This is a genomic window from Anaerotruncus massiliensis (ex Togo et al. 2026) (assembly GCF_900199635.1).
Lineage (GTDB): Bacteria > Bacillota > Clostridia > Oscillospirales > Ruminococcaceae > Anaerotruncus > Anaerotruncus massiliensis.
Window position 1 is genome coordinate 1,533,716 of sequence record NZ_LT962687.1, and the last position, 23,101, is coordinate 1,556,816.

Below are 23,101 nucleotides of genomic sequence, written 5' to 3' on the forward strand. Positions count from 1 at the left end.
TTGGTGGCCGGCGGGCGTTTTGTCATTTCCCCATCCTGCGGCGGATGGAATTCAAAAGGCCGTCCGCGTCGATGATCTCTTTTATAAACGCGGGGAAAGGCGCGGCGGTGTAGCTTTCCTCCCGCGTGAGGTTTCGGATGACGCCCGTATCGAAGTCCACCTCGACGCGGTCGCCGTTCTGGATCGCGTCGCTCGCCTGCTCGCACTCGAGGATCGGCAGGCCGATGTTGATCGCGTTGCGGTAGAAGATGCGCGCGAACGTCTTGGCGATCACGCAGGAGACGCCGTTTTCCTTGATGACCATCGGCGCGTGCTCGCGGGAGGAGCCGCAGCCGAAGTTCCAGCCGCCGACGATCATGTCGCCCGGCCGCACCTTTTTGACGAACTCCGCGTCGATGTCCTCCATGCAGTGGGAGGCGAGCTCCCCGCGGTCGGAGATGTTGAGGCAGCGCGCGGGGATGATGACGTCGGTATCGATGTTGTCCCCATATTTGTGGACGGTTCCGGTAGCTTTCATTGGTTGATTCCTCCCTTACAGGCTGTCGGGGCCGGCGATCTTCCCGGCCACGGCGCTGGCCGCCGCGACGGCGGGCGACGCGAGGTAGACCTCGCTCTTCACATGCCCCATGCGGCCGACGAAGTTGCGGTTTGTCGTCGCGACGCACCGCTCCCCCTCCGCGAGGATACCCATATACCCGCCGAGGCAGGGGCCGCAGGTCGGCGTCGAGACGGCGCAGCCCGCCTCGATGAAGTCGGAGAGGTATCCGGCCTCCATCGCCTCCTTGTAAATCTGCTGGGTGCCGGGGATGACGATGCAGCGCACCCCGTCCGCCACCCTCCTGCCGCGCAGGATTTCGGCGGCTGCCGCCAGGTCGCTCATGCGGCCGTTGGTGCAGGAGCCGATGACCACCTGGTCGATCCTCACCTCCCCGACCTCGTCGATCGTCCGGGTGTTCTCCGGCAGGTGCGGGAAGGAGACGGTCGGTCTGATCGCGGAGAGATCGATGTCATAGACCGCGTCGTAGACCGCGTCCGGGTCGGGCGCATAGATTTCAAAGGGGCGGTCCACGCGGCCCTTTTCATAGGCGAGCGTCACCTCGTCCACCTCGAAGATGCCGTTTTTCGCGCCCGCCTCGATCGCCATGTTCGCGATCGTCAGCCGGTCGTCCATCGAGAGGTTCCCCAGCCCCTCGCCGCCGAACTCCATCGATTTGTAGAGCGCGCCGTCCACGCCGATTATCCCGATGATGTGCAGGATGACGTCCTTGCCGCTCACCCACCTGCCCGGCTTGCCGGTCAGGTTGAAGCGGATGGCGGAGGGCACCTTGAACCAGCACTTGCCGGTGGCCATCGCGGCGGCCATGTCGGTCGAGCCGAAGCCGGTCGAGAAGGCCCCGAGCGCGCCGTATGTACAGGTGTGACTGTCCGCGCCGACGATCAGCTCGCCCGGCGCGACGATCCCCTGCTCGGGCAGCAGCGCGTGCTCGATGCCCATGCGGCCCACGTCGAAGAAATGTTCGATGCCGTATTTCCCGGCGAACTCCCGGCAGCGCTTGGAGAGCTGCGCCGCCTTGATGTCCTTGTTGGGCACGAAGTGGTCGAGCACGATCGAGATGCCCGTTTTGCTGTAGACGCTGTCGAAGCCGTACTTTTCAAACTCGTCGATCGCGACCGGCGTGGTAATGTCGTTGCCGAGCACCATGTCGACGTCCGCGTTGATGAGCTGGCCGGGCGCGACGGAGTCGAGGCCCGCTTTTTTGGCCAGAATCTTCTGGCTCATCGTCATTCCCATGTCAATTCCCCATTTCCATCAGAGTGTTTTCCACCGTCTGCGGCGATTATATCATGGCTTTTTCTTCCATCGCAATCGCCTTGTTGATTGCGTTGACGTAGGCGCGGATGGAGGATTCGAGGATGTCGGGGCTCAGGCCGCGCCCGGTGACCGTGTGGCCGTTGCAGCTGATCTTGCAGATCGCTTCGCCGAGCGCGTCCTCGCCCTCGGTAACCGCCTGCATCGTCCAGTTTTCCAGCTTGGTGTCCATCTTGACGATGCGGTCGATCGCGTTGAAGGCCGCGTCGATCGGGCCCTCGCCGCGCGCCACATGCTCCTTTTCCTCCCCGTCGTCCCGTACGAGCCGCACGACCGCCGTCGCGGAGATGACGGTGCCCGAATTGACGACGAAGCTCTTCAGCCCGTAGGTCTCCTTCACGTCGGAGATCGCCGCGTTGCCGACGAGCGCCTCGATGTCGCGGTCGGTGATCTCCTTCTTGCGGTCGGCCATCTCCTTAAAACGCTCGAACGCCTCGGCGATGTCCTCGTCGGACATCCGGTAGCCCAGTTCGGCGATCCGGTCGGCGAACGCGTGCTTACCCGAGTGCTTGCCGAGCACCATCTTGTTCTGGTAGATGCCCACGTCGTCGGGGCTCATGATCTCGTAGGTGGTGCGTTCGGCGAGCACGCCGTGCTGGTGGATGCCGCTCTCATGCGCGAAGGCGTTCGCGCCGACGATCGGCTTGTTGGGCGCGATTCCCACGCCGATGATCGTGGAGAGCAGCTTGCTCGTGCGGTAGATCTGGCGGGTGTTGATGCCCGTCGTGCATCCGTAAAAATCCCCGCGGGTCCTGAGCGCCATGACGATCTCGTCCATCGCGGCGTTGCCCGCGCGCTCGCCGATGCCGTTGACGGTGCATTCGACCTGCGTCGCGCCCGCCCGGATGCTCTCCAGCGTGTTCGCGACCCCCATGCCGAGGTCGTTGTGGTTGTGGACCGAGATGTCCACGGCGGGATTCTGGAGGTGCGCCTTTACATAGGCGACGAGGTCGTACATCTCGTTCGGGGTGCTGTAGCCGACCGTGTCGGGGATGTTGATTGTCGAGGCGCCCGCCGCAATCGCCGTGTCGAACACCTTGACGAGGAAGTCGCGGTCGCTGCGGGAGGCGTCCTCGGCCGAAAATTCAACGTCCGGGCAGAGGCTGCGCGCGAACCGGACCATCTCGGCGACGCGGGCGACGACCTGGTCGGGGGTCATCTTGAGCTTGTATTTCATGTGGATGTCGCTCGTCGCGAGAAAGACGTGGATGCGCGGATGCGCGGCGTGCCTGACCGCGTCCCACGCGCGCTGGATGTCCCCCTCGACGCAGCGCGCGAGCCCCGCGACGGTGGAATTCTTGACGATCTTGGCGATCGCCTCGACCGCCCGGAAGTCGTCGGGCGACGAGACCGGGAAGCCCGCCTCGATGACGTCCACGCCCAGCCGCTCGAGCTGGCGCGCCATCTCCAGCTTCTCGTTGAAGTTCATGCTGCATCCCGGGGACTGTTCCCCGTCCCGCAGGGTGGTGTCGAAAATCTTGACCGTTCTTGTGCTCATGGTGATTTCCCCTTTCCCGTAATGAGATTTCGAGAAACGTCAGCGCGGATCGCGGAGAAAACAAAAAAACCTTCGCCTCTCCAAAAAAGAGACGAAGGTTTTGAAAAACTTCCGTGGTACCACTCTCATTGACCGCCATAGGCAGCCCGCTCGACCGCATCCAACAATGCGCTCCCCATCTAACGGCGGGGTTCCGTCCGGTTCTAATTGCAAATGGAGCTTTCGACCGGCAGCTCGGGGGCGAGTTATTCACATTCGCGGCACCGCCTCGCACCGACCGGCGGCTCTCTGCAAACGCGCGGGATGTGTTTTGTTCCCCGTCAACGCCTTTGACGTATTCATCTTGTTAGACATGATAACGCGCAAAGCCGCGTTTGTCAAGACGTAAATTTCCCAAAATTTTCAACGCATCCGGCGAAGCACCGTGGCCAGCGGTTTACCGAGCGCGACGGTCAGCACCGCGGCGATCACCGCCTCAAGCACGCCGTTGAGCCCGATGACGCCCATGATCACGCCGAGCAGCGCAGTCCGCGCGATCCCCTTGGCGGCGGCGTAGCTCGCGCCGAAAAAGAGGTAGATGCCGCCCATTACAAGGCCGGTATTCGTAATCGCGCCGACGATTCCCGCGCCGAGGAACGCGGCCGTATCCCCCTTGAAGGCCCTGCGCAGCAGGCGGAAGACCCACGCGGAAAAGACGCCGATCAGCACCCGCGGCAGGATCGCGATAACGAGGCTCCACAGGTTCCCGCTGTATTCGGGGGTGAGCGAATAGAAGGGCGTGAACACAAAGGAGGTGATCGTCGGCTGGAAGGTGTTGGTGATCACGCTGAGCAGCCCGAACACGCCGCCCAGGATGCCTCCCGCGAGCGGCCCCATCAGCACGCCGCCGAGGATGACCGGGATGTGCAGGGTCGTCGCCTTGGTCACGCCGAGCGGGATGAACCCGAGCGGCGTGAGGGTCAGCACGATCTCCATCGCGGCCAGCAGCCCCAGCATCGAGAGATATTTTGTGCGGGAAAGGGATTCCTTCATCTCGCCGCCTCCCAGCGCGCCAGGGTTCAGCCCAGCAGGACCTTGTGGTAGATTTTCTTGCCCTTTTTGAGAATCACGTGGCCCTTTTCAAAGGCGTCCGTGCCGATTTCAACTGTAAAGTCAGAAACCTTTTCATCGTCGACGGACACGCCGCCCTGCTGGATGAGGCGCTTGGCCTCCCCCTTGGAGGGCGCGAGCCCGGTCTTCACGAGCAGGTCCGCCACCGCGATCCTCCCACCGGCAAGGTCAGCGGCCGAAAGGGTGGTCGTGGGCATGTCGTCGCTCTGGCTGCCCGCGCCGAAAAGCGCGCGCGCGGCGGCCAGCGCCTTGTCGGCCTCCGGCTGGCCGTGCACCATCTTGGTCAGCTCGTAGGCGAGCGTCTCCTTGGCCTGGTTGAGCTGGCTGCCCTCCCAATCCTCCATCGCCTCGATCTCCTCGATCGGCAGGAAGGTGAGCAGCTTGAGGCAGTTGATAACATCGGCGTCCGCGACGTTGCGCCAGTATTGGAAAAACTCGTAGGGCGAGGTCTTCTCCGGGTCGAGCCAGACGGCGCCGTTCTCCGTCTTGCCCATCTTCTTGCCCTCCTTGGTGGTGAGCAGCGTGAAGGTCATGCCATAGACCTCGTCGCCCGTGACGCGGCGGGTCAGGTCGATACCGCCGAGGATATTGGCCCACTGGTCGTTGCCGCCCAGCTCCATCCGGCAGCCGTAGTCGCGGTGCAGCTTTAAGAAGTCGTAGCTCTGCATGATCATATAGTTGAACTCCAGGAAGGAGAGCCCGCGCTCCAGGCGGGTCTTGACGCTGTCCATCGTGAGCATCTGGTTGACCGAGAAATAGACGCCCACGTCGCGGAGCAGCTCGATGTAGTTGAGCTTGCAGAGCCAGTCGCCGTTGCGCAGCATGAGCGCCCTGTCGTCGGAAAAGTCAATGAACTTCTCCATCTGGCGCTTGAAGCACTCGGCGTTATAGTTGATCGCCTCCGGCGTGAGCATCTTGCGCATATCGGTGCGCCCGGTCGGGTCCCCGATAAGGGTGGTCCCCGTGCCGAGCAGCGCGATCGGGCGGTGTCCCGCAAGCTGGAGGCGGCGCATCACAACCAACTGAAGAAAGTGGCCGACATGGAGGCTGTCCGCAGTCGCGTCGAACCCGATATAGAAGGTGACCTTCTCGTTATTCAGAAGCTCCTCGATCTTTTCCGGGTGGGTCATCTGCGCGATCAGGCCGCGTCGGGTTAATTCTTCAAATACTGTCATCGATCTTTCCCCTTGTTAAAATTTCTTTGTTACCATCCGCTGGGCGGATTTTTACCAGTATAGCATGCAAAAGCACAAAGTACAACCCCTACCGGAAGGCCCCGTCCGCCTCCCGCAGCATCTCGCGGGCATGTTCGAGCGCGATTTCGCTGAGGGTTTCGCCGCCGGTGATGCGCGCGAGCTCCCGCACCCGGTCCTCCCCCTCGAGCGGGGTGATCGACGTGAAGGTGCGGTCGTCGCGGGCCGTTTTCGAGATGAGCAGGTGGTGCTGCGCGTAGGCGGCGACCTGCGCCAGATGGGTGACGACGATCACCTGCCGGTCCGCGGCGACCTGCCGCAGCTTGTGGCCGATCTTCTGGGCGGCGCGGCCGGACACGCCGGTGTCCACCTCGTCGAAGATGAGGGTGCCGATGTCGTCCCGCCCGGCCATCACGTTCTTGACCGACAGCATGATGCGCGCGAGCTCGCCGCCCGACGCGATCTTCGCGAGCGAGCGCGGCTCCTCGCCGACGTTGGTGGAGATATAGAGCTCCAGCTCGTCGATCCCGTCGGGAGAGAGGAGCTTTTCGCGGCGCCGTACCGTAAGGGTCACCGAGGGCATGTCCAAAAAGGCAAGCTCCTCCATCACCCGCGCGGTGAACCGCTCTGCGGCGTCCCCGCGAGCCGCGGAGAGCTTTTCGGCGCGCGCCCGCGCCTCGGCGAGCAGCCCCGAAAGCTCCTCCTGGAGCTGCCGGGCGCGCTCGTCCGACCGCTCGATCTTCCGGAGCTCCTCCGCCGCCCGGTCGCGGAAGGCGAGGATCTCCTCCACCGAGCCGCCGTATTTCTTTTTGAGGCCGTAGAGCAGGTCGAGGCGGCTTTCGATCGCGTCGAGCTGGCGGGGGTCGCAGTCGAACCCCTCGAGCAGGCCGCGGATGTCGCCCGCGAACCCCTCGAATTCGTAGGAGAGCTCGGTCAGCCGCTCGCTGACCGGCCGGGCCGCGTCCATATACCGGGCGGCCTGCTCCATCTGCTCGACCAGCGCGCCGAGCTGGGTGGAGAGCCCCGGCGTCTCGTCGTCCCCGTCGAGCACCGCGAGGCTGCCGCCGAGCGCCTCGGTGACGGCCAGCGCGTTCTTGAAGAGCTTGCGCTGCGCGCGCAGCTCGTCCTCCTCCCCCGGCGTGAGCTGCGCCGCGTCGATCTCCCCGATCTGGTAGCCCAGCAGATCGATGCGGCGCGCCTTCTCCGCCTCGTCGGTGTCGATCTGCTCGAGCTCCCGCCTGGCGGCGGAATAGGCGCGATAGGCGTTCCGGTATTCCTCCAGCATCGGCTCCAGCTCACCGTACCCGTCGATGAAGCCGAGGTGCTTTGCCGGGGAAAGCAGCTGCTGGTTGTCGTGCTGGCCGTGCACGTTGATGAGGTGCGCCGCGACGGTTTTGAGGATCGCGGCGGTGGCGGGCCTGCCGTCGATACGGCAGGCTGATTTCCCGTCCGCCGTGATCTCCCGGCTGATGAGCACGCCGTCCTCCTCGGGCGGGTAACCCGCCTCCCCGAGCGCGGCGGCCGCCGCGGGCGAAAGCCCGGTGAAGAGGGCGGAGATGACCGCCTTCTCCTCCCCCGTGCGGATGATCTCCTTGGAGGTGCGCTCCCCCAGCACGGCGTTGATGGCGCTGATCAGGATCGTTTTCCCCGCGCCCGTCTCGCCGGTAAAGACGTTGAGGCCGCCGGTAAAATCGATCGCCGCCTCGCTGATTACCGCAATATTCTTTATGTAGAGCTGTGAAAGCATCTTCTCACCCCGTTATTCCGGCATTGAAAACGCGCCGCCCCTACTGGCCGGCGCTCATCATCTTGCGGAGCTGCAGCACCAGTTCGCGCGCGTTGTGGTCGTCCCGCATGACCATGAAGATCGTGTCGTCCCCTGCAAGGGTCCCGACCACGCCGCTCCAGTGGAGGGTGTCGAGCGCCGCGCAGACGGCGTTCGCCATGCCGGTGAAGCATTTAATCACCAGCATGTTGCCCGCCGAATCGATCTCCTTGACCGACTCGGAGAAAATCAGCAGGAACTTATTGGACATTTCGCTTTTGGGAAGGTCGGCGTGCGCCGCGTAATGGTATTTGCCGTCGGGGGTCAGCGTCTTGACTAGCCGCAGCTCCTTGATATCCCGGGATACGGTCGCCTGCGTCACCGAAAAGCCGCTTTCGCGCAGCAGGCCCAGCAGCTCGTCCTGCGTGTCGATCGGCCGGGAATTGATGAGTTCCAGGATTTTGGCGTGACGTTTTGCTTTCATACGATTCTTCCCCTTCGCCGCTGCGCGCCGGCGTCAATTTGTCCGTGCTCCGTCCTCGCCGCGCGCAGCCGGTGGACGGCGGGGACCCCTTCGCACGGGGCCTAACCCCGCGCCTTCAGCTTTTTCCCGAGGATGTCGGTGAAGCTCTTCTCCGGGAAACTGATAAACCGCGCCGCCTTCTCCGAGCGGCGGATATGCACCGTCCGGTCCGCGCCGAGCCCCGCGAAGCTCTCCCCGTCCACGCTGACGAGAATGCTGTCGGGGTTGTTGACGAACCGGCTGCGCACCGTGAGTTCCATGTCGGGCGAAAGGAGCACCGACCGGTCGTAGAGGGAGTGCGGGCAGATGGGCGTCAGAAGGATCGTGCCGATCGCCGGGTCGACGATCGGGCCGCCCGCCGAGAGGGAGTACGCCGTCGAGCCGGTGGGCGTCGCGAAGATGAGCCCGTCGGCGCGGTAGCTGCCGACCGGGCGGCCGCCGCTTTCGATATCAAGGTCGACCAGCCGCGAGAGCTCCCCCTTGGAGATCACGACGTCGTTGAGGGCGTGGCGCACGCCCGGGACCCCGTCGATCTCCACCTCGAGCAGCATCCTGTCCTGGATCGTGTAATCCCCGCTCGAAAGCCGCGCGAGGTATTCCAGCTCGTTGGGCTCCACCTGCGCGAGGTATCCGAGCCTGCCCGTGTTGATCCCGAGGATCGGCTTTTGGTATTCGACCGCGTGCTTGGCCGCGTGCAGGATGGTGCCGTCTCCGCCGACCGTGACGACCACGTCGCAGGCAGCGATCTGCCGGTCGAAGGCGCCGTAGCCGACCTCCCCGAACTGGCCCCGGAACCGCTCGTCCATGACCGGCACGCACCCGGCGGCGCGCAGCTGCCCGATGATCGCCTTCATCAGCCAGACAGTATTATATTTGGACAGGTTCGGCATGATTAATACGGTTTTCTGCTCCATCCGCACCACATCCCTTCCAAAGATTCAGTCAAGCGCCGCGTGGGAACGCTCCACCAGCGCCGCGATCTCCTCACGTTCCGGGAGGGCGCCCCCCTCCTCCCTGCGGAGGTACATGAGGTATTCGATGTTGCCCTCCGGCCCCTTGACCGGCGAAAAGTCGAGCCCAGCCACCGAAAAACCGTTCTCCGCCGCGTAGCCGACGGCGTTTTCCAGCACCTCCACATGGGTCGAGCGCTCCCGCACGACCCCCTTCTTACCCACCTTGCCGCGCCCCGCCTCAAACTGGGGCTTGACGAGGCAGACCATCCCGCCGCCACCGCGCAGCAGCTCCGCCGCCACGGGCAGCACGAGCTTCAAGGAGATGAAGGACACATCGACGCTCGCGAAATCGATGGGGTCGGGCACCTGTTCGCGGGTGACATAGCGGATGTTGGTGCGCTCCAGGTTGACGACCCGTCCGTCGGTCCGCAGCTTCCAGGCGAGCTGGCCGTAGCCGACGTCGACCGCGTAGACCTTTTCGGCGCCGTTTTGCAGCATGCAGTCGGTGAAGCCGCCGGTCGACGCGCCAATATCCATGCAGGTTTTCCCCTCGAGCACGACCGGAAAGACCCGTATCGCCTTTTCAAGCTTGAGGCCGCCCCGGCTGACGTACCGGAGGGTCTCCCCGCGCACCTCGAGCGCGGCGGCCTCCTCCACGTCCATGCCCGGCTTGTCGGCCTTCTGGCAGTCGACATACACCTGCCCCGCCATAATGACCGCCTTCGCCTTTTCCCTGCTCGGGAAGAGCCCGCGCTCCACCAGCAGGACATCCAGTCGTTTTTTCACGTCGTCCTCCGTCAGGTCAGAAGTAGAGTTCCGAAATCGCGCGCGCAACCGTGTGCGCGTCGAGCCCGCAGCGCCTGAGCGCCGAATCGGCGGGCATCGCGGGGATGAAGGGGTTTTCCACCGCGCCGATCGTCATGCGGCCGCGGTAGCGCACCCGCGAGAGCGCGTCGAGGAAATGCTCCCCGATGCCCCCCTGCCGGACGCCCTCCTCCACAAAGTAGATCGCGCGGTATTTCTTCGCGAGCTGTACGCACGCGTCCGGAATGGGCGAAATGCGGTGCAGCTTCAGCAGGTCGGCCTTTTTCCCCTCGGCGGCGAGCAGCTCCATCGCGCCGTAAGCCTCCCCGAAGGCGCGCCCGTAGCTGACGATCAGCGTCTGGCCGCCGCTTCTGTGGTGGAACCACTCCCCCGGCCGGTAGCCGAGGCGTTCGTCCACCGGGATCTCCCCACCGCGCGGGTAGCGCACCGCCGCGACCCCGTCGCAGCAGTCGAACGCCTGGTCAAGCGCGTAGCGCAGATCGCCGTAGGTTGCGGGGGAATAGACCGTCACGCCGGGGATCTCCGAAAGGAACGCCGCGTCGAAAAGCCCCTGGTGGGTCTCCCCGTCCTCCCCCACGATCCCCGCCCGGTCGACGGCGAGCACGATGTGCTGCCGTTCGATCGACGCGTCGTGGATGATCTGGTCGAACCCGCGCTGCAAAAAGGTCGAATAGACCGCGAACACCGGCTTCATCCCGCCCGCGGCGAGTCCGCAGGCAAAGGTGACCGCGTGTTCCTCCGCGATCCCCACGTCGAAGAAGCGGTTTTTCGGGCCGAACTCCGCGGCAAAGGCGGAGAGGCCCGTGCCCTCCTCCATCGCGGCGGTGATCGCGCAGATTTTGTGATCCCGGCGCGCGCGCAGGACCAGCTCCCGCCCAAACACCGAGGAAAAGCTCTCGGAGGGGGCCTTGAGCTTCCCGCTCGCCCGGTCGAAGCCGCCCACCCCGTGGTAACGGGCGGGGTTTTTCTCCGCGAAGTCGCAGCCCTTGCCCTTGACGGTGTTGACGTGCAGGACGACCGGCTTCTCGAGCTCCTTCGCGCGGCGCAGCGCCTGTACAAGCGCGGGGATGTCGTGCCCGTCGACGGGGCCGAGATAGTCGAAGCCGAAATCCTCGAAGAGGTTCGAATGGTAGAGCAGCTGGCGGAAGGCCGCCTTGGAGTCGGAGATCACATCGCGCAGCTCCCTGCCGACGACGGGGATCTTCTTCAGCGCGTCCTCCACCCGGTTTTTCAGGTTTAAGTACCCCTCGCTCGTCCGCTTGGAGGCGAGATAACGCGCGAGCGAGCCCACGCTTTTGGAGATCGACATATCGTTGTCGTTGAGCACGACGATCAGCCGGTTTCCGGTACGCCCGGCGTTGTTGAGCGCCTCGTAGATCATCCCGCCGGTAAACGCGCCGTCCCCGACCACCGCGACCACGTGGTGCCGGTCGCCCGAAAGCGCCTTGGCCGTCGCGAGCCCGCAGGCGGCGGAGATCGAGGTACTCGCGTGCCCCGCGATAAAGGCGTCACAGCCGCTCTCACCCGGGCGCGGGAAGCCGGAGAGCCCCCCCTCCCGCCGGATGGTCGAAAACGCCCCGAGCCGGCCGGTCAGCATCTTATGCGCGTAGCACTGGTGCCCCACATCCCATACGATCGCGTCCTGCGGGACGTCAAAAACGGTGTGCAGGGCGACGGTCAGCTCCACCACGCCGAGGTTGGAGGCGAGGTGGCCGCCGTTCTCCGAAAGGGTATGCAGCAGCTTCTGGCGGATTTCCCAGCAGAGGATCTTCTGCTGCTCCGGATTCAGCCGCTTGACGCCGCCGGGCAGCTCCAGGCGGTTGAGCAGATTATATTTAGCCAAAGGAACACCCCACTTTATCAGAATGCCGGGATCAGCGCGGCGATCAGGATCCCCAGCGCCGCACCGCAGAGCACCTCCAGCGGCGTATGCCCCAAAAATTCCTTGAGGCGCTTGTTCGGGCCGCCGCGCTCCTCGGGCGCGTCCTCGCCGCGCGCGAGCGCGTCGAACTCCTCCTTGAGCATCTGGAAGATCTCCTTGAAATCGATGACCATCTTGTTGAGCACCTTCGCCTGCTCCCCGGCGGCGCGGCGCACCCCCATCGCGTCGTACATGACGATGCCCGCCATCGCCAGCGAGAGCGCGAACTCCGGGGAGGCGTAGCCGAGCTTTTTGGCCACGCCCACCGACACCGCGCACACCAGCGCCGAATGGGAGCTGGGCATCCCGCCCGAGCCCACCATGCGTTCCCAGATGATCTTGCGGCTGGGGATATAGGCCAGGATCGTCTTCAGCAGCTGCGCCGCGAACCACGCGAGAAACCCCACGTCGATGACATAGTTGCTGATCAGTACTCTCAATGGGTTCATAACTTCCTCCAGTCCGGCGGTTGTCCGGATGCTTTAGTGGTCCCTGCCGAGGATCATCTCCGCGACCCACAGCAGAAATTCATTGCCGGGGATCGCCGCGACGCATTCCCCGGCTTCGCCGATCAGTTCCCGCGCGCGCTCCCGCGCGCCCGAAAGCCCCAGCAGGGTGACATAGGTCGTCTTGTGGTTTTCCTCGTCGCTGCCGGTCGGCTTGCCGAGCTTTTCGGCGTCGCCCGCCACGTCGAGGATGTCGTCGGTGATCTGGAACGCCAGCCCGCACGCCCGCGCGTACCGGTCCGCCGTCTCCAGGAGCTCCTCCCCCGCGTTCCCCGCGAGACAGCCGAGCCGCGCGGAGGCGCGCAGCAGCGCGCCCGTCTTGAGCGCGTAGAGGGTGTTCAGCGTCTCGAGGTCGACCGGCTTGCCCTCGCAGCCGAGGTCGATCACCTGGCCGCCGAGCATCCCGCACACCCCCGCCGCCTTAGCGAGGGTGCGGACCGCCTCCACCCGCTGCGCGTCGGAAAGGGGCGCGTCGGCGGCCGTCTCAAACGCCAGCGTGAGCAGCCCGTCCCCCGCGAGCAGGGCGTTGGCCTCGCCGAACGCCTTGTGGCAGGAGGGCTTGCCCCGGCGGAAATCGTCGTCGTCCATGCAGGGCAGGTCGTCGTGGATGAGAGAGTAGGCGTGGATCATCTCGATCGCGCAGGCCAGCGCCATCGCCCCCTCCCGGGAGGCGTGGGTGAGCCGCCCGAACTCGAGCACCATCGCCGCCCGCAGCCGCTTGCCCGCGTCGAGCAGGCTGTGGCGCATCGCGTCGACGACCACGATCTGCCGCAGCTCCCGGTCGAAGTGCAGCCGTTCCCGCAGCGCGTCGTTTACCTGCGTCGCGTAGGACGCGAGCTGCTGCTCATACCGGTTCATCTTCCGTCTCCTTCGGCGCCGCCAGCTTTTCGACCTTGAGCTTCGCGGCCTCCAGCTTTCCGTTTGCAAAGTCCAGCAGCTTTACAGCCTCGCCATAGAGCTTGACCGCGTCGTCGATCGAAACGTCGCCGCCCAATTTCGCGGCGATCTCCTCGAGCCGCGCGACCGCGGCTTCCAGCGTCATCGTCTTGGTCATGTCGTCCTCCTATTCGTCCCGGTCACTTTCGACAAGATCTCTCCGTCGGCGACCCGCGTCGTCAGCAGGTCCCCCGGCTTCACCTGTTCCGCCGAGAGGACGGTGCGCCCGTCCGCGCTCGTCAGGCTGTAGCCGCGGGAGAGGATCTTCATCGGACTGCGCTCCTCCACGAGCGCGCCGAGATATTGCAGGCGGTTTCGCGCGCCGTCCAGCCTTTGCAGAACGCCCGCGCGGATCTCCCGTTCCAACGCGTCCAGCCGCAGTCCGCAGGCGCGCAGGACCCCCTCGGGGGTCGTAAGCCCGGCGCGCAGCTGGCGCAGCCGGAGCTCCGTCCCCTCGATACGGCGGACGACCGCCCCGTGGCAGCGCGCGCCGAGATCGGCAAGGTAATATTGCAGGTCGGCCATGTTGGGCACGGCGAGCTCCGCCGCGGCGGAGGGGGTCGGCGCGCGCAAATCGGCCGCGAAGTCGGCGATCGTAAAGTCGGTCTCGTGCCCGACGGCGGAAATCACCGGGATGCCGCTCGCCGCGATCGCGCGCGCGAGGGCTTCGTCGTTGAAGGCCCAGAGGTCCTCGATCGAGCCGCCGCCCCGCCCGATGATGATCAGGTCGCAGGCTTTGGCGGCGTTGAGGGCGCGGATGCCGTCGATCAGCGTCCTTGCCGCGCCCGCCCCCTGCACCTGCGCGGGACAGAGCACGACCGTTGCCGCCGGGTAGCGGCGGGAGAGGATATTGAGCATATCCTGCAGCGCCGCCGCGCCCTCGCTCGTCACGATGCCGATCCGCTCGGGATAGGGCGGCAGCGGGCGCTTGCGCGCCTCGTCGAAGAGCCCCTCGGCCGCGAGCTTCGCCTTGAGCTGCTCATAGGCCAGGTGGAGCGCGCCGATCCCGTCCGGCTGCATGTCGGTCACATAGAACTGGTAGCTGCCGTCCCGCTCGTAAAGGGAGACGGAACCGCTCACGATCACCGACATGCCGTTCTCGGGCGAAAAGGGCACGCGCGCCGCGTAGCTGCGGAACATCACCGCCTTGACGGCGGCGGAATCGTCCTTGAGCGTGAAATAGAGGTGCCCCGACTTGTAGTGCCGGGTAAAATTGGAGATCTCCCCCCGGACCATCAGCCCCGAAAGGACGTGGTCCGATTCAAGGAGAGATTTCACATAGCGGTTGAGCTGGGAGACCGAAACAACGGTGGGGTTCTTCAGCACGCCGTCCCCCCCTCTCCCGCACGCGAGGCCAAAATCGCGACCCCGGCGGCGTTGTCGGAGGAAAACTGCGGGTCGGCGAAATAGCCCCCGTACCGCGCGGTCACCGCCTCGCGGATGATCGAATTGGACATGACGCCCCCCGCGTAGAGGATGGGCAGCTCGCCGAACCGCGCCCGGACCGCCTCGGTCATGCCGCAGAGGGCGGCGAGGATGCTGTCGAGGCAGTAGCGCGCGATATCGCGGTCCGCCTCCCCGTCGAGCTTCATCTTTTGGCAGCGGTTCTCGATCCCGGAGAGGGAGCAGTCCGCCCCCTTCATCACCGGGCGCACCCGGTAGGTCTTTTCCGATTCCTTCGCGAGGCGTTCGAGCTCCCGCCCTGCGGGAAACCGCAGGCCAAGCATCCCGCCCACGCGGTCGACCGCCTGCCCCGCCTTGAGGTCGAGCGAACGGGCGAAGAGCCGCACGGTAAAGCCGCACGGCCCGCCCGGTTCGGCGATCAGGCATTCGGTCGTGCCGCCCGACAGGTGGAAGGCCGCGAACCGCTCCCCGATCAGGTCGAGCCGGCCGGCGGAAAAAAGCGCCGCCGCGATGTGTCCCGACTGGTGGGATACCCGCGTGAGCGGCGCGCCGCAGGCGGCGCCGACCGATTGGGCAACCGCCTCCCCGACGAGAAAGCAGGGCATATAGGAGCCCTCGGCGTCACGCGGGCGCACCGACGCACCGACGCCCGCGAGCGGCGGGGGCCCCGCTTCAAAGAGGGCCTCGACCAGCGCGCCGAGCTGTTTGACATGCGCGAAGACCGCGTCGCTCTGCCGCAGGCCGAGCTCCCCCTCTCTCACCGGAAGGAGCTGTTTTTGCTGGCGCACCGCGCCGCTTTCCGAATCATAGAGGGCGGCGGAGGTGGTGTAGTTGCTCGTGTCGATTCCGAGGTACCAGGCCATCGCGTTACTCCGCCGCCGTTTCGGCGGCGGCCTCTTTGGCGGCGCGGACCGCCTCGTCCTCCGCCTTCGCCTCCCCGGCCGAAGCCGCGGCCTCCTCCTCGGCCCGGCGCGCCTCGGGCACATCCTGCCCCTTCGCGCGCACATAGGCGCCGAGCACCCCGTTGACAAAGGAAAAGTCGTCGGCGCTGCCGTATTTTTTGGCCAGCTCGACCGCCTCGTTGATCGAGGCGCCGACCGGCACCGTGTCAACGTTGTCGATCTCCCACAGGCTCAGCCGCAGGATGGTCAGCGCCACGCGCGACATGCGGTTGAGCTTCCACTTTTTCGAGTGGGCGGTGATCGTCTCGTCAAGCCAGGGCAGATGATCGCAGACGTCGCTTGCAAGGCGGTATGCATAATCATCCACCTCGAGGTTGCGGCCGATCACGGCCTCCTCGATGATCTCGTCGACCGATTCCTCCTTGAAGGAGCGCTCAAATACCAGCATAAAGGCCTGCTCGCGGGATTCGCTTCGTTTCATATTGTCCTCTCCTAATTGTACGTCTGCGACAAGAATACCCTCCAAGGGGGCCTCGGAGGGCAGTGAATCGTTTTTTGGTCAGGCTTCCGTCTGCTCGGCGGGCTCGGCAAAGACGATGCCGGCGATGTTGATGTTGACCCGCGAAACGGCGATCCCGGTCATGTTCTGGACGGCCTCCTTGACGGCCGACTGGATCTTCTCGGCGGTCTCGGGGATGTTGACGCCCGCCTTGATGTTCACATGGAGCTCGATGACGGCCACGTCGTCCGACAGGTCGATGCCGATCGGCTTGGCGGACTGTTTTTTGAGCAGCCAGCCCTTGAGATTGGTCGCAAAGGAAGCGAGGGAGTCCACCCCTTCGATCTCCAGCGCCGCGTAGCGCGCGATGGTGGCGATCACCTCGCGGGAAATCTTGAGATTGCCTGCCGCCTGATTCTGGTCGTGACTCTGCATAATCATTCTCCTTTGTATGGCGAGAAACGGATGTGTCCGATTGTTTTTCGGGAGCCAGTGTAGCATACAGGAATATTATATCATAAAATTCCGAATATACAACCGTATATGCAATCTTTTCCGCAAAGAAAGGAGAAGGAAAAAGCCTGCTTTTCAGCAGGCTTTTTTGGTGAAGATTCCGGCTGCGGGCTAACTGATCTCGACAATCGAGATGTTCTCGACCGGGATGCTGGTCTCCTTGAGGATGATATCCTTCATCTGGGCCACCTGGTCCGCTTCGAGCCCCTCCGTCTTGACCACCACGTCGACGTTGTCGGTGTCGTAGTAGACCATGCAGTCCTCGAAGCCCTTGGCCTTGATGAGATTTTCAATCTTGCCCTCCGTCTCGATCGACTTTGCGATCTCGGTGGCCTTGAGCGCCATCTCCGCCTTGATGTCCGGGTCGACGTCCGCGCTGGCCATCATATTCTTGAGGGTCTCGACCGACTCGTCGCGGGAGCGCTGGCGGGTGACCTTTGCCTCGGCAAAATAGGCCTCGCCGTCGATGTCGTCCACCGTCGGGTCGTTCGCGTCGACCAGCTGGGCGTCGCCGTAGTTCTTGTCATTGGCGAGCGCGCCGGTCGCGGTCAGGTCGCCGTCCGTCCTGGCGAACTGATAGTTGACGTAGACGGCCAGCCCGAGCCCTACCACCAGGGATGCCAGGATGATCTGTTTTTTGCCGATAATCATATTCATACGGGGGTTCCTCCTCTTTTGATAAACTGAACTTATGGCCATAAACTGCGGGCTGCCGCCGCAGGGTATGCACGAATCATTTGCTGAGCTTGGTGACGCACACCTTGTTGTAGGGGATTCCGAGCGCGGTGGTGACCACCTGCGTCACCCGTTCCTGCACCACCATGCTCCCCGCGCCCTCGCACACGATGACGACCCCCTGGATGGCGGGCTGCCGTTCGGTTTTGACGAGCGCCTCCTTTTTGCCGTTCCCGGCGTCGACGACGATGTATTTCTGCTCGGTGTTCTCCTGCTGGGTCTCCCGGGCCACCTCGTCGCCGTTATAGCTGTTGGTGCGGTTGACGTTCTGCGTCTCCTCCACCGCGTAGACATATTCGACGCCGCTTTCGGCCGTGACCATCACCTGGCACCGGCCCACCCCTTCGATGCTCCCCACGATCCCGGTGAGCCGATCCTCCAGCTGCGCCACATACTCCTGCGAGGTAAGCTGCCCCGCCCCGACGCTGGGATTCGGCTTGTTGGAGCCTCCGGTCTGGATCACCGTCGAAAGGAAGATCAGCGCCATGCCGGCTATCCCGACGAATAGTAGGGTGCGGCTGTGCTTTCCCTTGAAGACCGCGTCCAGCTTTTCCCGCAGTCCCGCGCCCAATCTGGTCCCATTCATGAGGTCACTCCTTTGTCGTCATATCCAATCAGTACCCTGACGCCGAGGCGTTCGGTCAATGCGGCGCGGATCTCGTCGTGCCGGGGCAGATAGCTGCGGTCGAGCTCCACCTCGCACTCACTAATAGATATGCCGCCCTGCCCGTCGTCATGTACATTTATGTAAATTTTGTTGTAGCTGATGCCCATGTCCCGCAGGGCGCGCATCGCCTCCAGCCGCACGCTTTCGGTCGCGCGTTCCTGCGCGCCCTCCTCCACCGCGCTCTCAAGCCGTCCGGCCTTTTCCTCGATCCGCCGCTGGACCGATTCCGGCGGCGTGAGCTCGACCGAGGCGGACGGCAGCACGACCGGCGAAAGCAGGCACCCGAGGAAAAAGACGCCGCAGGTAATGTTGAAGACCCGCTGCATGCTGGACTTCGGCAGGATGAGCTGCGCGAGCGCGCAGGCGATCGCCGCGGCGCAGATGCCGAACGCCCACTGCCTGACACTATCCAATATACGTTCCCTCCCCGCGAAAATATGACACGTCCCCGAAAACCCCGTCCTATACCCCGGTGGACACCATCATGACGAGCGAGGTCGAAATGACGATGAGCAGCGCGAAGCAGAGGATGACCGCGATGAGGATGCCCAGCGTGGCGGAGGAACTTTTGAGGATGCTCGCCACCGGCTTTACGCCGAGCATCTCGCTCACCGCCCCCGCGAGGTTCACGGTGAAATACCACAGCACCGTCTGCAGGAAGACGGGCAGGAAGGTCATCAGCGCGATCAGGATGCCGAACACGCCGACCGTCGCCTTGAGGAGCCTCAGGTACCCCTGCGTCGCGACGAAGGCGTCGGAGAGCGCGCCGCCCACCACCGGTACAAAGCTGCCAATCAGAAATTTCGCCGCCTTGGAGGCGACCGTGTCGCTGCCCGACGCAACCATCGTCTGGAGCGAGAGCAGCCCCACGAAGAGGGTGAGCAGCAGCCCCAGCGCCCACGACACCGCCGATTTGATCGCGCCCGCGACCGCCGACACGTCGACGCCGGGCGCGAGGTTCCCGACCACGCAGAAGGCGAGGTAGACCCCCATCAGCGGCACGAAGATTCCCGCCACCACCTGCGAGACCACCTGGCAGGCCATGAAGAGGAAGGCGGTGTAGGTGGTGGCGGTCACCGCCTGCCCCCCGACTGTGACAATCGATGAAAAGATCGGGATGAACGCGAGGACGAAGTTGGAGTAGTCGCGGATGGCCGCGGCGGTCGTCGTGATGCAGTCGATGATCGGCGAGACGATCGACGCCGCCACGCACACCACCGCCACCGCCGCGAAGACGGTCGACAGCGTCCCCTCCCAGAGGGAGGTCTTGAGCCCGTCGAGCATGGCGCAGAGCAGCACCGTGCCGAGCACCGCGCCGAAGACGGTCAGCGGCAGGCGGATGCGCTCCTTCACGAGCCCCCAGATCTCCCGGAAGAACGCCTCGGGCGAGAGGGCGAGCAGCTCCTTGTAGTCGATGCCGTGCAGCCCGGTGCGCTCCATCAGATCCTGCGCGTCGTCCGGCAGTTCGCCGAGCAGCTCGTCCGCGCCCACCGCGTCGAGTTCCCGGCTCAGGTCGTAATCCCCCTCCCCCGCGCCTGCGTAGCCCCACGCCTCCGCCGCGTCGCCGGGCCTGTCCCAGGTGACCAGCTCCACCGCGAAGGCGCCCGTCCCGCAGAGGCCGGCCAAAAACAGCGCCGCGAAAAACCCCACAAGCCGCCGCATCATCCCGCACCCCCGATCAGGCCGCCCGCGATGCCGAGGATCTTTTCAAAGAGCGGCAAACTGACGAGCAGCACCGACAGCTTGCCCGCCGTCTCCACCTTGGAGGCGATCGCCGTCTCCCCGAGGTCGCGGCAGGCGTCGCAGGCGATCTGGGTGATGAAGCAGAGCCCCAGCGCCTTGAAGAGAATCTGCACGTATTCCGCCTTGGCGCCCGTCGCCTCGAAAAGGGACCGGATCCGCTCGAAAAGCGGCAGCGCGGAGGTGATGATCATCCCGAGGATCAGAACGCCCGCCGTCAGCGAAAGCAGCAGGGAGTACTCGGGGTTTTTCTGCTTGAGCACCGTGCCGAGCGCGACCGCGACGATCGCCAGCCCGGTAATCGTCATCATATTCATGTCAGTAGAGCCCAAAGACGCTCTTGACCGTCTCGAACAGCGTGTTGATCTGCACGATGATCATCATCAGCACGACAATCAGCCCCGCAAGGGTGGTCATCATCGCCTGTTCCTCCCGCCCCGAGCGGATCAGCACCTGGTTGAGGACCGCCACAATGATCCCGATCGCCGCGATTTTAAAGATCAAATCCACATCCATAATCTTTCATCGTCCTTTCCCGCCAAACTTGTCCTTTGCATTATAGATATGCCTGTCCCTCCCGGTTCAGAACTCTTTTTTCCGGATGCTTCCCCGGCCCCCGCAGGCGGCCTGTTTTCGCAGTACAGGCATCAAATGAAAAAGACCACCACAAAGGCTCCCGCCAAAAGGCCCATCGTGCGGTAGAGCTTGCCGTGGGATTCGCACCGTTCTCGGGCCGCGGCCAGCTGCATGGCGAGCAGCGCCTTCGCGTGGGAAAGGCTCGAGAGCTGCCCGTCGAGGTCGCACTGCCCGAGGGTGTCGGCCAGCGCCTCGACAATCGCGGCGTCCTCCCGGGTGAGGCTCCCGCCCTGCTTTTCCACCGCTTCCCGCCACGCCTGCGGAAAGGGCGTTCCCTTCCGGCAGAGGGCAGCGCAGGCGGGCAGGAAGGGCGCCTCCTGCGCCGATTCCCGCTCCTCCAGCCGCGCGACGGCCTCGTCGGGAGGCGCCAGACTGTAGGAAAGCTCCCCCTCCATCCCCGTCAGCAGGGCGATGCAGCCCTCCAGCTCCCGTACACGGCGGGAAAGCGCCTGCGCCATCGAAATTCCGATCGAGGTGGTGCAGGCGACCACCAGCAGCATTCCGCAAACCTTCAATATCATCAGCATGGCGCCGGCACCTCCCTGATCTCCCGGATTTTCGAGGGGCTTTCCGCGCCCTCCAGCAGCACGAGCTTTTGGAACGCGCCCGTCTCCAGCAGCCGCCTGGCCTGCGGCTTGCGCAGAAATTCCCCGTAGTCGGCGGCGTGCAGCGAGGTCACGACCGCCACGCCGCTGTTGGCGGCGGCGGCCACCGCCTCCACCTCGCCGTCGGTGCAGATCTCGTCGCAGACGATCACCTGCGGGGAGAGGTAGCGCACCGCGATCTGCAGCCCCTTCGCCTTCGGGTAGCCGGAAAGCAGGTCGCAGCAGGGCCCCAGCTCGCTCTGTACGACGCCGCCCGAGGCCGCGCCGATCTCCCCGCTTTCGTCGACGACGCATACCTTAAGGTAGCCGCCGGGGGAACCGGAGGAGAGCTGGCGCGCCGTGTCGCGCAGCAGCGTCGTCTTGCCGCTGGCGGGCGGCCCGACAATGAGCACGCCGCACGGCCTGTCCCAGAAGCAGCCCCGCACGAGCGGGTCCGCCGCCCCGTAGATCTCCCGCGCGACGCGCAGGTTGATCGAGGTGATGTCCCGCACGGCGGTCACCTTCCCCTCCTCGGCCACGGCTGTCGCCGCGATGCCCGCGCGGTGTCCGCCGCGTACCGAGAGGTAGCCGTCGCACAGCTCCCGCTGGTGGCTGTGCACCGCCCAGCCGCACAGCGTCACAAAGGAGTCCTGCATGTCCGCCTTGGTCAGGAGAAAGGCGTTCAGCGCGGGCCGGTCGGAGACCCCGCCGTTTTCATCCACAAAGAGCACCTTGGCCGACGCCATCAGCCCGAGGGGCTTTCCCGTCCGCAAACGGATTTCCGTCACCTCCGCCGCGATCTGCGCGGGGACCCGCGAAAGCACCCGCCGCACCCGTTCCCCAAGGGTCGCCGCCGCGGAGAGGTAGCGTTCGTCTTCCTTCATTTCATCACGTCCTTTTCCAGTCTTCCCTCCTATCTTATTAGCCCGTCCGCTTTTTTAGAACCGGAGACCGGACAGGCGCAAAAGGGCCGCCCGCGGATTTCTCCGCGGGCGGCCTAATAAAATCCTGATTCCGTTTCGGGGGAAGGTCAGGCCTTCTCCCCGTGCCTGCTGTTAAAATACATGTAGACCTGGCATTTGATCATGCCATTATAGAGCTTGCGGCGGCGGACCGCCTCCCGCCCGAAGACCCCCTCGAAATCGTCGTGCGGGCTGATGATGTAATAGCCGAGGTCGTCACGCTGCGGGAAAACCTGCCCCATCGTACGGCAGATCTCCTCCGCCTCGGAGGCCGCGAGCAGCCGCTCCCCGTAGGGCGGGTTGGTGATGAGGACCCCCCTGCGCCCCTCGGGAATCTCGGGCGCAAAATCCTTGATGTCCGCCTGCCGGACATGGATGCGCCCGGCGACTCCCGCCTTCGCGGCGTTTTCCCGCGTCAGGCGCACCGCCTCGGGATCGATGTCGCTGGCGAACGCCTCGAAGACCGCGTCGCGGCGCACCTGCGCCGAAGCCTCCCGGCGCACCTCGTCGAAGACGCCGTTCTGGAAGCACTTCCAGCTCTGCGCCGCGAACCGCCTCCGGATGCCCGGCGCGATGTTGAGCGCCTTGAGCGCCGCCTCGATCACGATGGTGCCGGAGCCGCACATCGGGTCGTAGACGAGGGAATCCCCCCGCACCCGCGCGAGGTCGACGATGCCGGCCGCGATCGTCTCCTTGATGGGCGCCTCGTTCGCGTTGGCGCGGTAGCCGCGCTTGTGGAGCCCCGCGCCCGTCGTATCGAGCAGCAGCGTCACCGTATCCTTGAGGATGGAAAACTGCACCTGGTAGATCGCGCCCGTCTCGGCGAAAATCTCCTTGTGGTAGACGTTTTCAAACCGCCGCACGATCGCGCGCTTGATGATCGACTGGCAGTCGGACATGCTGAACAGCTTGGAATTCCGCGACCAGCCCTTCACCGGGAACTGGTCGTCCACCCCGATGAAGTCCTCCCACGGCAGCGCGGCCGTCCCGTCGAAAAGCTCGGTGAACGTCTCGGCGCGGAACTTCCCGATCACGATTCCCACCCGTTCGGCGGTGCGCAGCCAGATGTTCGCCTTGGCGACCATCGCGAGGTTCCCCTCAAAGGTCACCCGCCCGTCCGAAACGGTGATGTTTTCCCCGCCGAGCTTTTTGACCTCGAAGGAGAGCACGCTCTCAAGCCCAAAGAGGCAGGGGCAGGTAATCGTCACTTTTTTATCCATGGTGGTCCTTTCCGGCCGCGCGCCATCCATTTGCGCGGGGATTCTTTTTACATTCTTATAATCAGATTATAGCATAAATCCACAAAAGAAAAAAGACACATCTCGGCAGAAAGGGACGGCCCGCTTTCGCGGGCCGTCC

General features: G+C 64.6%; 26 protein-coding genes and 1 other annotated feature. All 26 genes read right to left on the minus strand.

Features of this window, described 5'->3' with window-relative positions; translation table 11 throughout:
* Positions 1-22 precede the first annotated feature (22 nt).
* A complete protein-coding gene (gene leuD, locus C1A13_RS07690) occupies positions 23-517 on the minus strand; it encodes a 3-isopropylmalate dehydratase small subunit (RefSeq protein ID WP_101550736.1) in 495 nt (164 codons plus the stop codon).
* Positions 518-532: 15 nt separating this feature from the next.
* Complete coding sequence (gene leuC, locus C1A13_RS07695; protein WP_101550739.1) at positions 533-1,792, minus strand: 3-isopropylmalate dehydratase large subunit; 1,260 nt, start codon at positions 1,790-1,792, stop codon at positions 533-535.
* Between the two features lie 46 nt (positions 1,793-1,838).
* Entirely contained in the window at positions 1,839-3,368 is a 1,530-nt protein-coding gene (locus tag C1A13_RS07700) for a 2-isopropylmalate synthase (RefSeq protein ID WP_101550741.1), read from the minus strand.
* Between the two features lie 84 nt (positions 3,369-3,452).
* Positions 3,453-3,701, minus strand: a binding site (T-box leader).
* A gap of 69 nt (positions 3,702-3,770) precedes the next feature.
* Entirely contained in the window at positions 3,771-4,400 is a 630-nt protein-coding gene (locus C1A13_RS07705; RefSeq protein WP_101550743.1) for an ECF transporter S component, read from the minus strand.
* A gap of 26 nt (positions 4,401-4,426) precedes the next feature.
* Entirely contained in the window at positions 4,427-5,653 is a 1,227-nt protein-coding gene (tyrS, locus tag C1A13_RS07710) for a tyrosine--tRNA ligase (protein ID WP_101550745.1), read from the minus strand.
* Positions 5,654-5,741: 88 nt separating this feature from the next.
* The gene (recN, locus tag C1A13_RS07715) at positions 5,742-7,418 is read right to left on the minus strand and encodes a DNA repair protein RecN (RefSeq protein ID WP_101550747.1); all 1,677 of its coding nucleotides are present in this window, start codon (positions 7,416-7,418) and stop codon (positions 5,742-5,744) included.
* A 40-nt stretch (positions 7,419-7,458) separates the two neighbouring features.
* Entirely contained in the window at positions 7,459-7,920 is a 462-nt protein-coding gene (locus C1A13_RS07720; RefSeq protein WP_101550749.1) for an arginine repressor, read from the minus strand.
* 101 nt (positions 7,921-8,021) lie between these two features.
* Entirely contained in the window at positions 8,022-8,873 is an 852-nt protein-coding gene (locus tag C1A13_RS07725) for an NAD(+)/NADH kinase (RefSeq protein ID WP_101550751.1), read from the minus strand.
* A gap of 24 nt (positions 8,874-8,897) precedes the next feature.
* Positions 8,898-9,698 (minus strand): TlyA family RNA methyltransferase, encoded by an 801-nt coding sequence (locus C1A13_RS07730; RefSeq protein WP_101550753.1) that lies wholly within the window; start codon positions 9,696-9,698, stop codon positions 8,898-8,900.
* Between the two features lie 16 nt (positions 9,699-9,714).
* Positions 9,715-11,580 carry a 1-deoxy-D-xylulose-5-phosphate synthase gene (gene dxs / locus C1A13_RS07735; protein ID WP_101550755.1) on the minus strand — a complete coding sequence of 622 codons (1,866 nt, stop codon included), beginning with the start codon at positions 11,578-11,580 and terminating at the stop codon, positions 9,715-9,717.
* 17 nt (positions 11,581-11,597) lie between these two features.
* Positions 11,598-12,107 carry a divergent PAP2 family protein gene (locus C1A13_RS07740; RefSeq protein ID WP_101550757.1) on the minus strand — a complete coding sequence of 170 codons (510 nt, stop codon included), beginning with the start codon at positions 12,105-12,107 and terminating at the stop codon, positions 11,598-11,600.
* 33 nt (positions 12,108-12,140) lie between these two features.
* Positions 12,141-13,022, minus strand: coding sequence for a polyprenyl synthetase family protein (locus C1A13_RS07745; RefSeq protein WP_101550759.1), 882 nt, complete (start codon positions 13,020-13,022; stop codon positions 12,141-12,143).
* On the minus strand, positions 13,009-13,218 hold the full coding sequence (xseB, locus tag C1A13_RS07750; RefSeq protein WP_101550761.1) for an exodeoxyribonuclease VII small subunit: 210 nt from the start codon (positions 13,216-13,218) through the stop codon (positions 13,009-13,011). Before xseB ends, C1A13_RS07745 begins: the two co-directional genes overlap by 14 nt.
* Complete coding sequence (gene xseA / locus C1A13_RS07755) at positions 13,215-14,426, minus strand: exodeoxyribonuclease VII large subunit (RefSeq protein ID WP_242970831.1); 1,212 nt, start codon at positions 14,424-14,426, stop codon at positions 13,215-13,217. The genes xseB and xseA overlap by 4 nt, the downstream gene beginning before the upstream one ends.
* Positions 14,420-15,367, minus strand: a complete 948-nt coding sequence (locus C1A13_RS07760; RefSeq protein WP_101550762.1) for a peptidase M22 — start codon at positions 15,365-15,367, stop codon at positions 14,420-14,422. The genes xseA and C1A13_RS07760 overlap by 7 nt, the downstream gene beginning before the upstream one ends.
* Before the next feature lie 4 nt (positions 15,368-15,371).
* Positions 15,372-15,887: a transcription antitermination factor NusB gene (nusB, locus tag C1A13_RS07765; protein ID WP_101550764.1), complete on the minus strand. Its 516-nt coding sequence runs from the start codon at positions 15,885-15,887 to the stop codon at positions 15,372-15,374.
* A 78-nt stretch (positions 15,888-15,965) separates the two neighbouring features.
* A complete protein-coding gene (locus tag C1A13_RS07770) occupies positions 15,966-16,340 on the minus strand; it encodes an Asp23/Gls24 family envelope stress response protein (RefSeq protein ID WP_172439211.1) in 375 nt (124 codons plus the stop codon).
* Positions 16,341-16,529: 189 nt separating this feature from the next.
* Positions 16,530-17,075 (minus strand): SpoIIIAH-like family protein, encoded by a 546-nt coding sequence (locus C1A13_RS07775; RefSeq protein ID WP_158595510.1) that lies wholly within the window; start codon positions 17,073-17,075, stop codon positions 16,530-16,532.
* A gap of 76 nt (positions 17,076-17,151) precedes the next feature.
* Positions 17,152-17,739, minus strand: a complete 588-nt coding sequence (locus tag C1A13_RS07780) for a hypothetical protein (RefSeq protein ID WP_146021703.1) — start codon at positions 17,737-17,739, stop codon at positions 17,152-17,154.
* Positions 17,736-18,233 (minus strand): hypothetical protein, encoded by a 498-nt coding sequence (locus C1A13_RS07785; protein WP_101550773.1) that lies wholly within the window; start codon positions 18,231-18,233, stop codon positions 17,736-17,738. Before C1A13_RS07785 ends, C1A13_RS07780 begins: the two co-directional genes overlap by 4 nt.
* Before the next feature lie 49 nt (positions 18,234-18,282).
* Entirely contained in the window at positions 18,283-19,485 is a 1,203-nt protein-coding gene (locus tag C1A13_RS07790; RefSeq protein ID WP_101550775.1) for a stage III sporulation protein AE, read from the minus strand.
* Entirely contained in the window at positions 19,482-19,877 is a 396-nt protein-coding gene (locus tag C1A13_RS07795) for a SpoIIIAC/SpoIIIAD family protein (RefSeq protein ID WP_101550777.1), read from the minus strand. The genes C1A13_RS07790 and C1A13_RS07795 overlap by 4 nt, the downstream gene beginning before the upstream one ends.
* Before the next feature lies 1 nt (position 19,878).
* A complete protein-coding gene (spoIIIAC, locus tag C1A13_RS07800) occupies positions 19,879-20,076 on the minus strand; it encodes a stage III sporulation protein AC (RefSeq protein ID WP_006875388.1) in 198 nt (65 codons plus the stop codon).
* Between the two features lie 131 nt (positions 20,077-20,207).
* Positions 20,208-20,723: a stage III sporulation protein AB gene (locus C1A13_RS07805; protein WP_101550779.1), complete on the minus strand. Its 516-nt coding sequence runs from the start codon at positions 20,721-20,723 to the stop codon at positions 20,208-20,210.
* Positions 20,717-21,664: an ATPase, T2SS/T4P/T4SS family gene (locus tag C1A13_RS07810; protein WP_101550781.1), complete on the minus strand. Its 948-nt coding sequence runs from the start codon at positions 21,662-21,664 to the stop codon at positions 20,717-20,719. The genes C1A13_RS07805 and C1A13_RS07810 overlap by 7 nt, the downstream gene beginning before the upstream one ends.
* Positions 21,665-21,810: 146 nt before the next feature.
* On the minus strand, positions 21,811-22,962 hold the full coding sequence (locus C1A13_RS07815; RefSeq protein ID WP_101550783.1) for a THUMP domain-containing class I SAM-dependent RNA methyltransferase: 1,152 nt from the start codon (positions 22,960-22,962) through the stop codon (positions 21,811-21,813).
* Positions 22,963-23,101: the final 139 nt, after the last annotated feature.

Bases quoted from the DNA above. Each gene is read 5' to 3' on its own strand.
- C1A13_RS07775 (WP_158595510.1), bottom strand. From the start codon at position 17,075: ATGAATATGATTATCGGCAAAAAACAGATCATCCTGGCATCCCTGGTG.
- C1A13_RS07700 (WP_101550741.1), bottom strand. From the start codon at position 3,368: ATGAGCACAAGAACGGTCAAGATTTTCGACACCACCCTGCGGGACGGG.
- spoIIIAC (WP_006875388.1), bottom strand. From the start codon at position 20,076: ATGGATGTGGATTTGATCTTTAAAATCGCGGCGATCGGGATCATTGTG.
- C1A13_RS07780 (WP_146021703.1), bottom strand. From the start codon at position 17,739: ATGAATGGGACCAGATTGGGCGCGGGACTGCGGGAAAAGCTGGACGCG.
- tyrS (WP_101550745.1), bottom strand. From the start codon at position 5,653: ATGACAGTATTTGAAGAATTAACCCGACGCGGCCTGATCGCGCAGATG.
- recN (WP_101550747.1), bottom strand. From the start codon at position 7,418: ATGCTTTCACAGCTCTACATAAAGAATATTGCGGTAATCAGCGAGGCG.
- C1A13_RS07810 (WP_101550781.1), bottom strand. From the start codon at position 21,664: ATGAAGGAAGACGAACGCTACCTCTCCGCGGCGGCGACCCTTGGGGAA.
- nusB (WP_101550764.1), bottom strand. From the start codon at position 15,887: ATGAAACGAAGCGAATCCCGCGAGCAGGCCTTTATGCTGGTATTTGAG.
- leuD (WP_101550736.1), bottom strand. From the start codon at position 517: ATGAAAGCTACCGGAACCGTCCACAAATATGGGGACAACATCGATACC.
- C1A13_RS07705 (WP_101550743.1), bottom strand. From the start codon at position 4,400: ATGAAGGAATCCCTTTCCCGCACAAAATATCTCTCGATGCTGGGGCTG.
- C1A13_RS07725 (WP_101550751.1), bottom strand. From the start codon at position 8,873: ATGGAGCAGAAAACCGTATTAATCATGCCGAACCTGTCCAAATATAAT.
- C1A13_RS07815 (WP_101550783.1), bottom strand. From the start codon at position 22,962: ATGGATAAAAAAGTGACGATTACCTGCCCCTGCCTCTTTGGGCTTGAG.
- xseB (WP_101550761.1), bottom strand. From the start codon at position 13,218: ATGACCAAGACGATGACGCTGGAAGCCGCGGTCGCGCGGCTCGAGGAG.
- C1A13_RS07805 (WP_101550779.1), bottom strand. From the start codon at position 20,723: ATGCTGATGATATTGAAGGTTTGCGGAATGCTGCTGGTGGTCGCCTGC.
- C1A13_RS07740 (WP_101550757.1), bottom strand. From the start codon at position 12,107: ATGAACCCATTGAGAGTACTGATCAGCAACTATGTCATCGACGTGGGG.
- C1A13_RS07760 (WP_101550762.1), bottom strand. From the start codon at position 15,367: ATGGCCTGGTACCTCGGAATCGACACGAGCAACTACACCACCTCCGCC.
- leuC (WP_101550739.1), bottom strand. From the start codon at position 1,792: ATGGGAATGACGATGAGCCAGAAGATTCTGGCCAAAAAAGCGGGCCTC.
- C1A13_RS07790 (WP_101550775.1), bottom strand. From the start codon at position 19,485: ATGATGCGGCGGCTTGTGGGGTTTTTCGCGGCGCTGTTTTTGGCCGGC.
- C1A13_RS07745 (WP_101550759.1), bottom strand. From the start codon at position 13,022: ATGAACCGGTATGAGCAGCAGCTCGCGTCCTACGCGACGCAGGTAAAC.
- C1A13_RS07795 (WP_101550777.1), bottom strand. From the start codon at position 19,877: ATGAATATGATGACGATTACCGGGCTGGCGATCGTCGCGGTCGCGCTC.
- C1A13_RS07720 (WP_101550749.1), bottom strand. From the start codon at position 7,920: ATGAAAGCAAAACGTCACGCCAAAATCCTGGAACTCATCAATTCCCGG.
- C1A13_RS07770 (WP_172439211.1), bottom strand. From the start codon at position 16,340: ATGCAGAGTCACGACCAGAATCAGGCGGCAGGCAATCTCAAGATTTCC.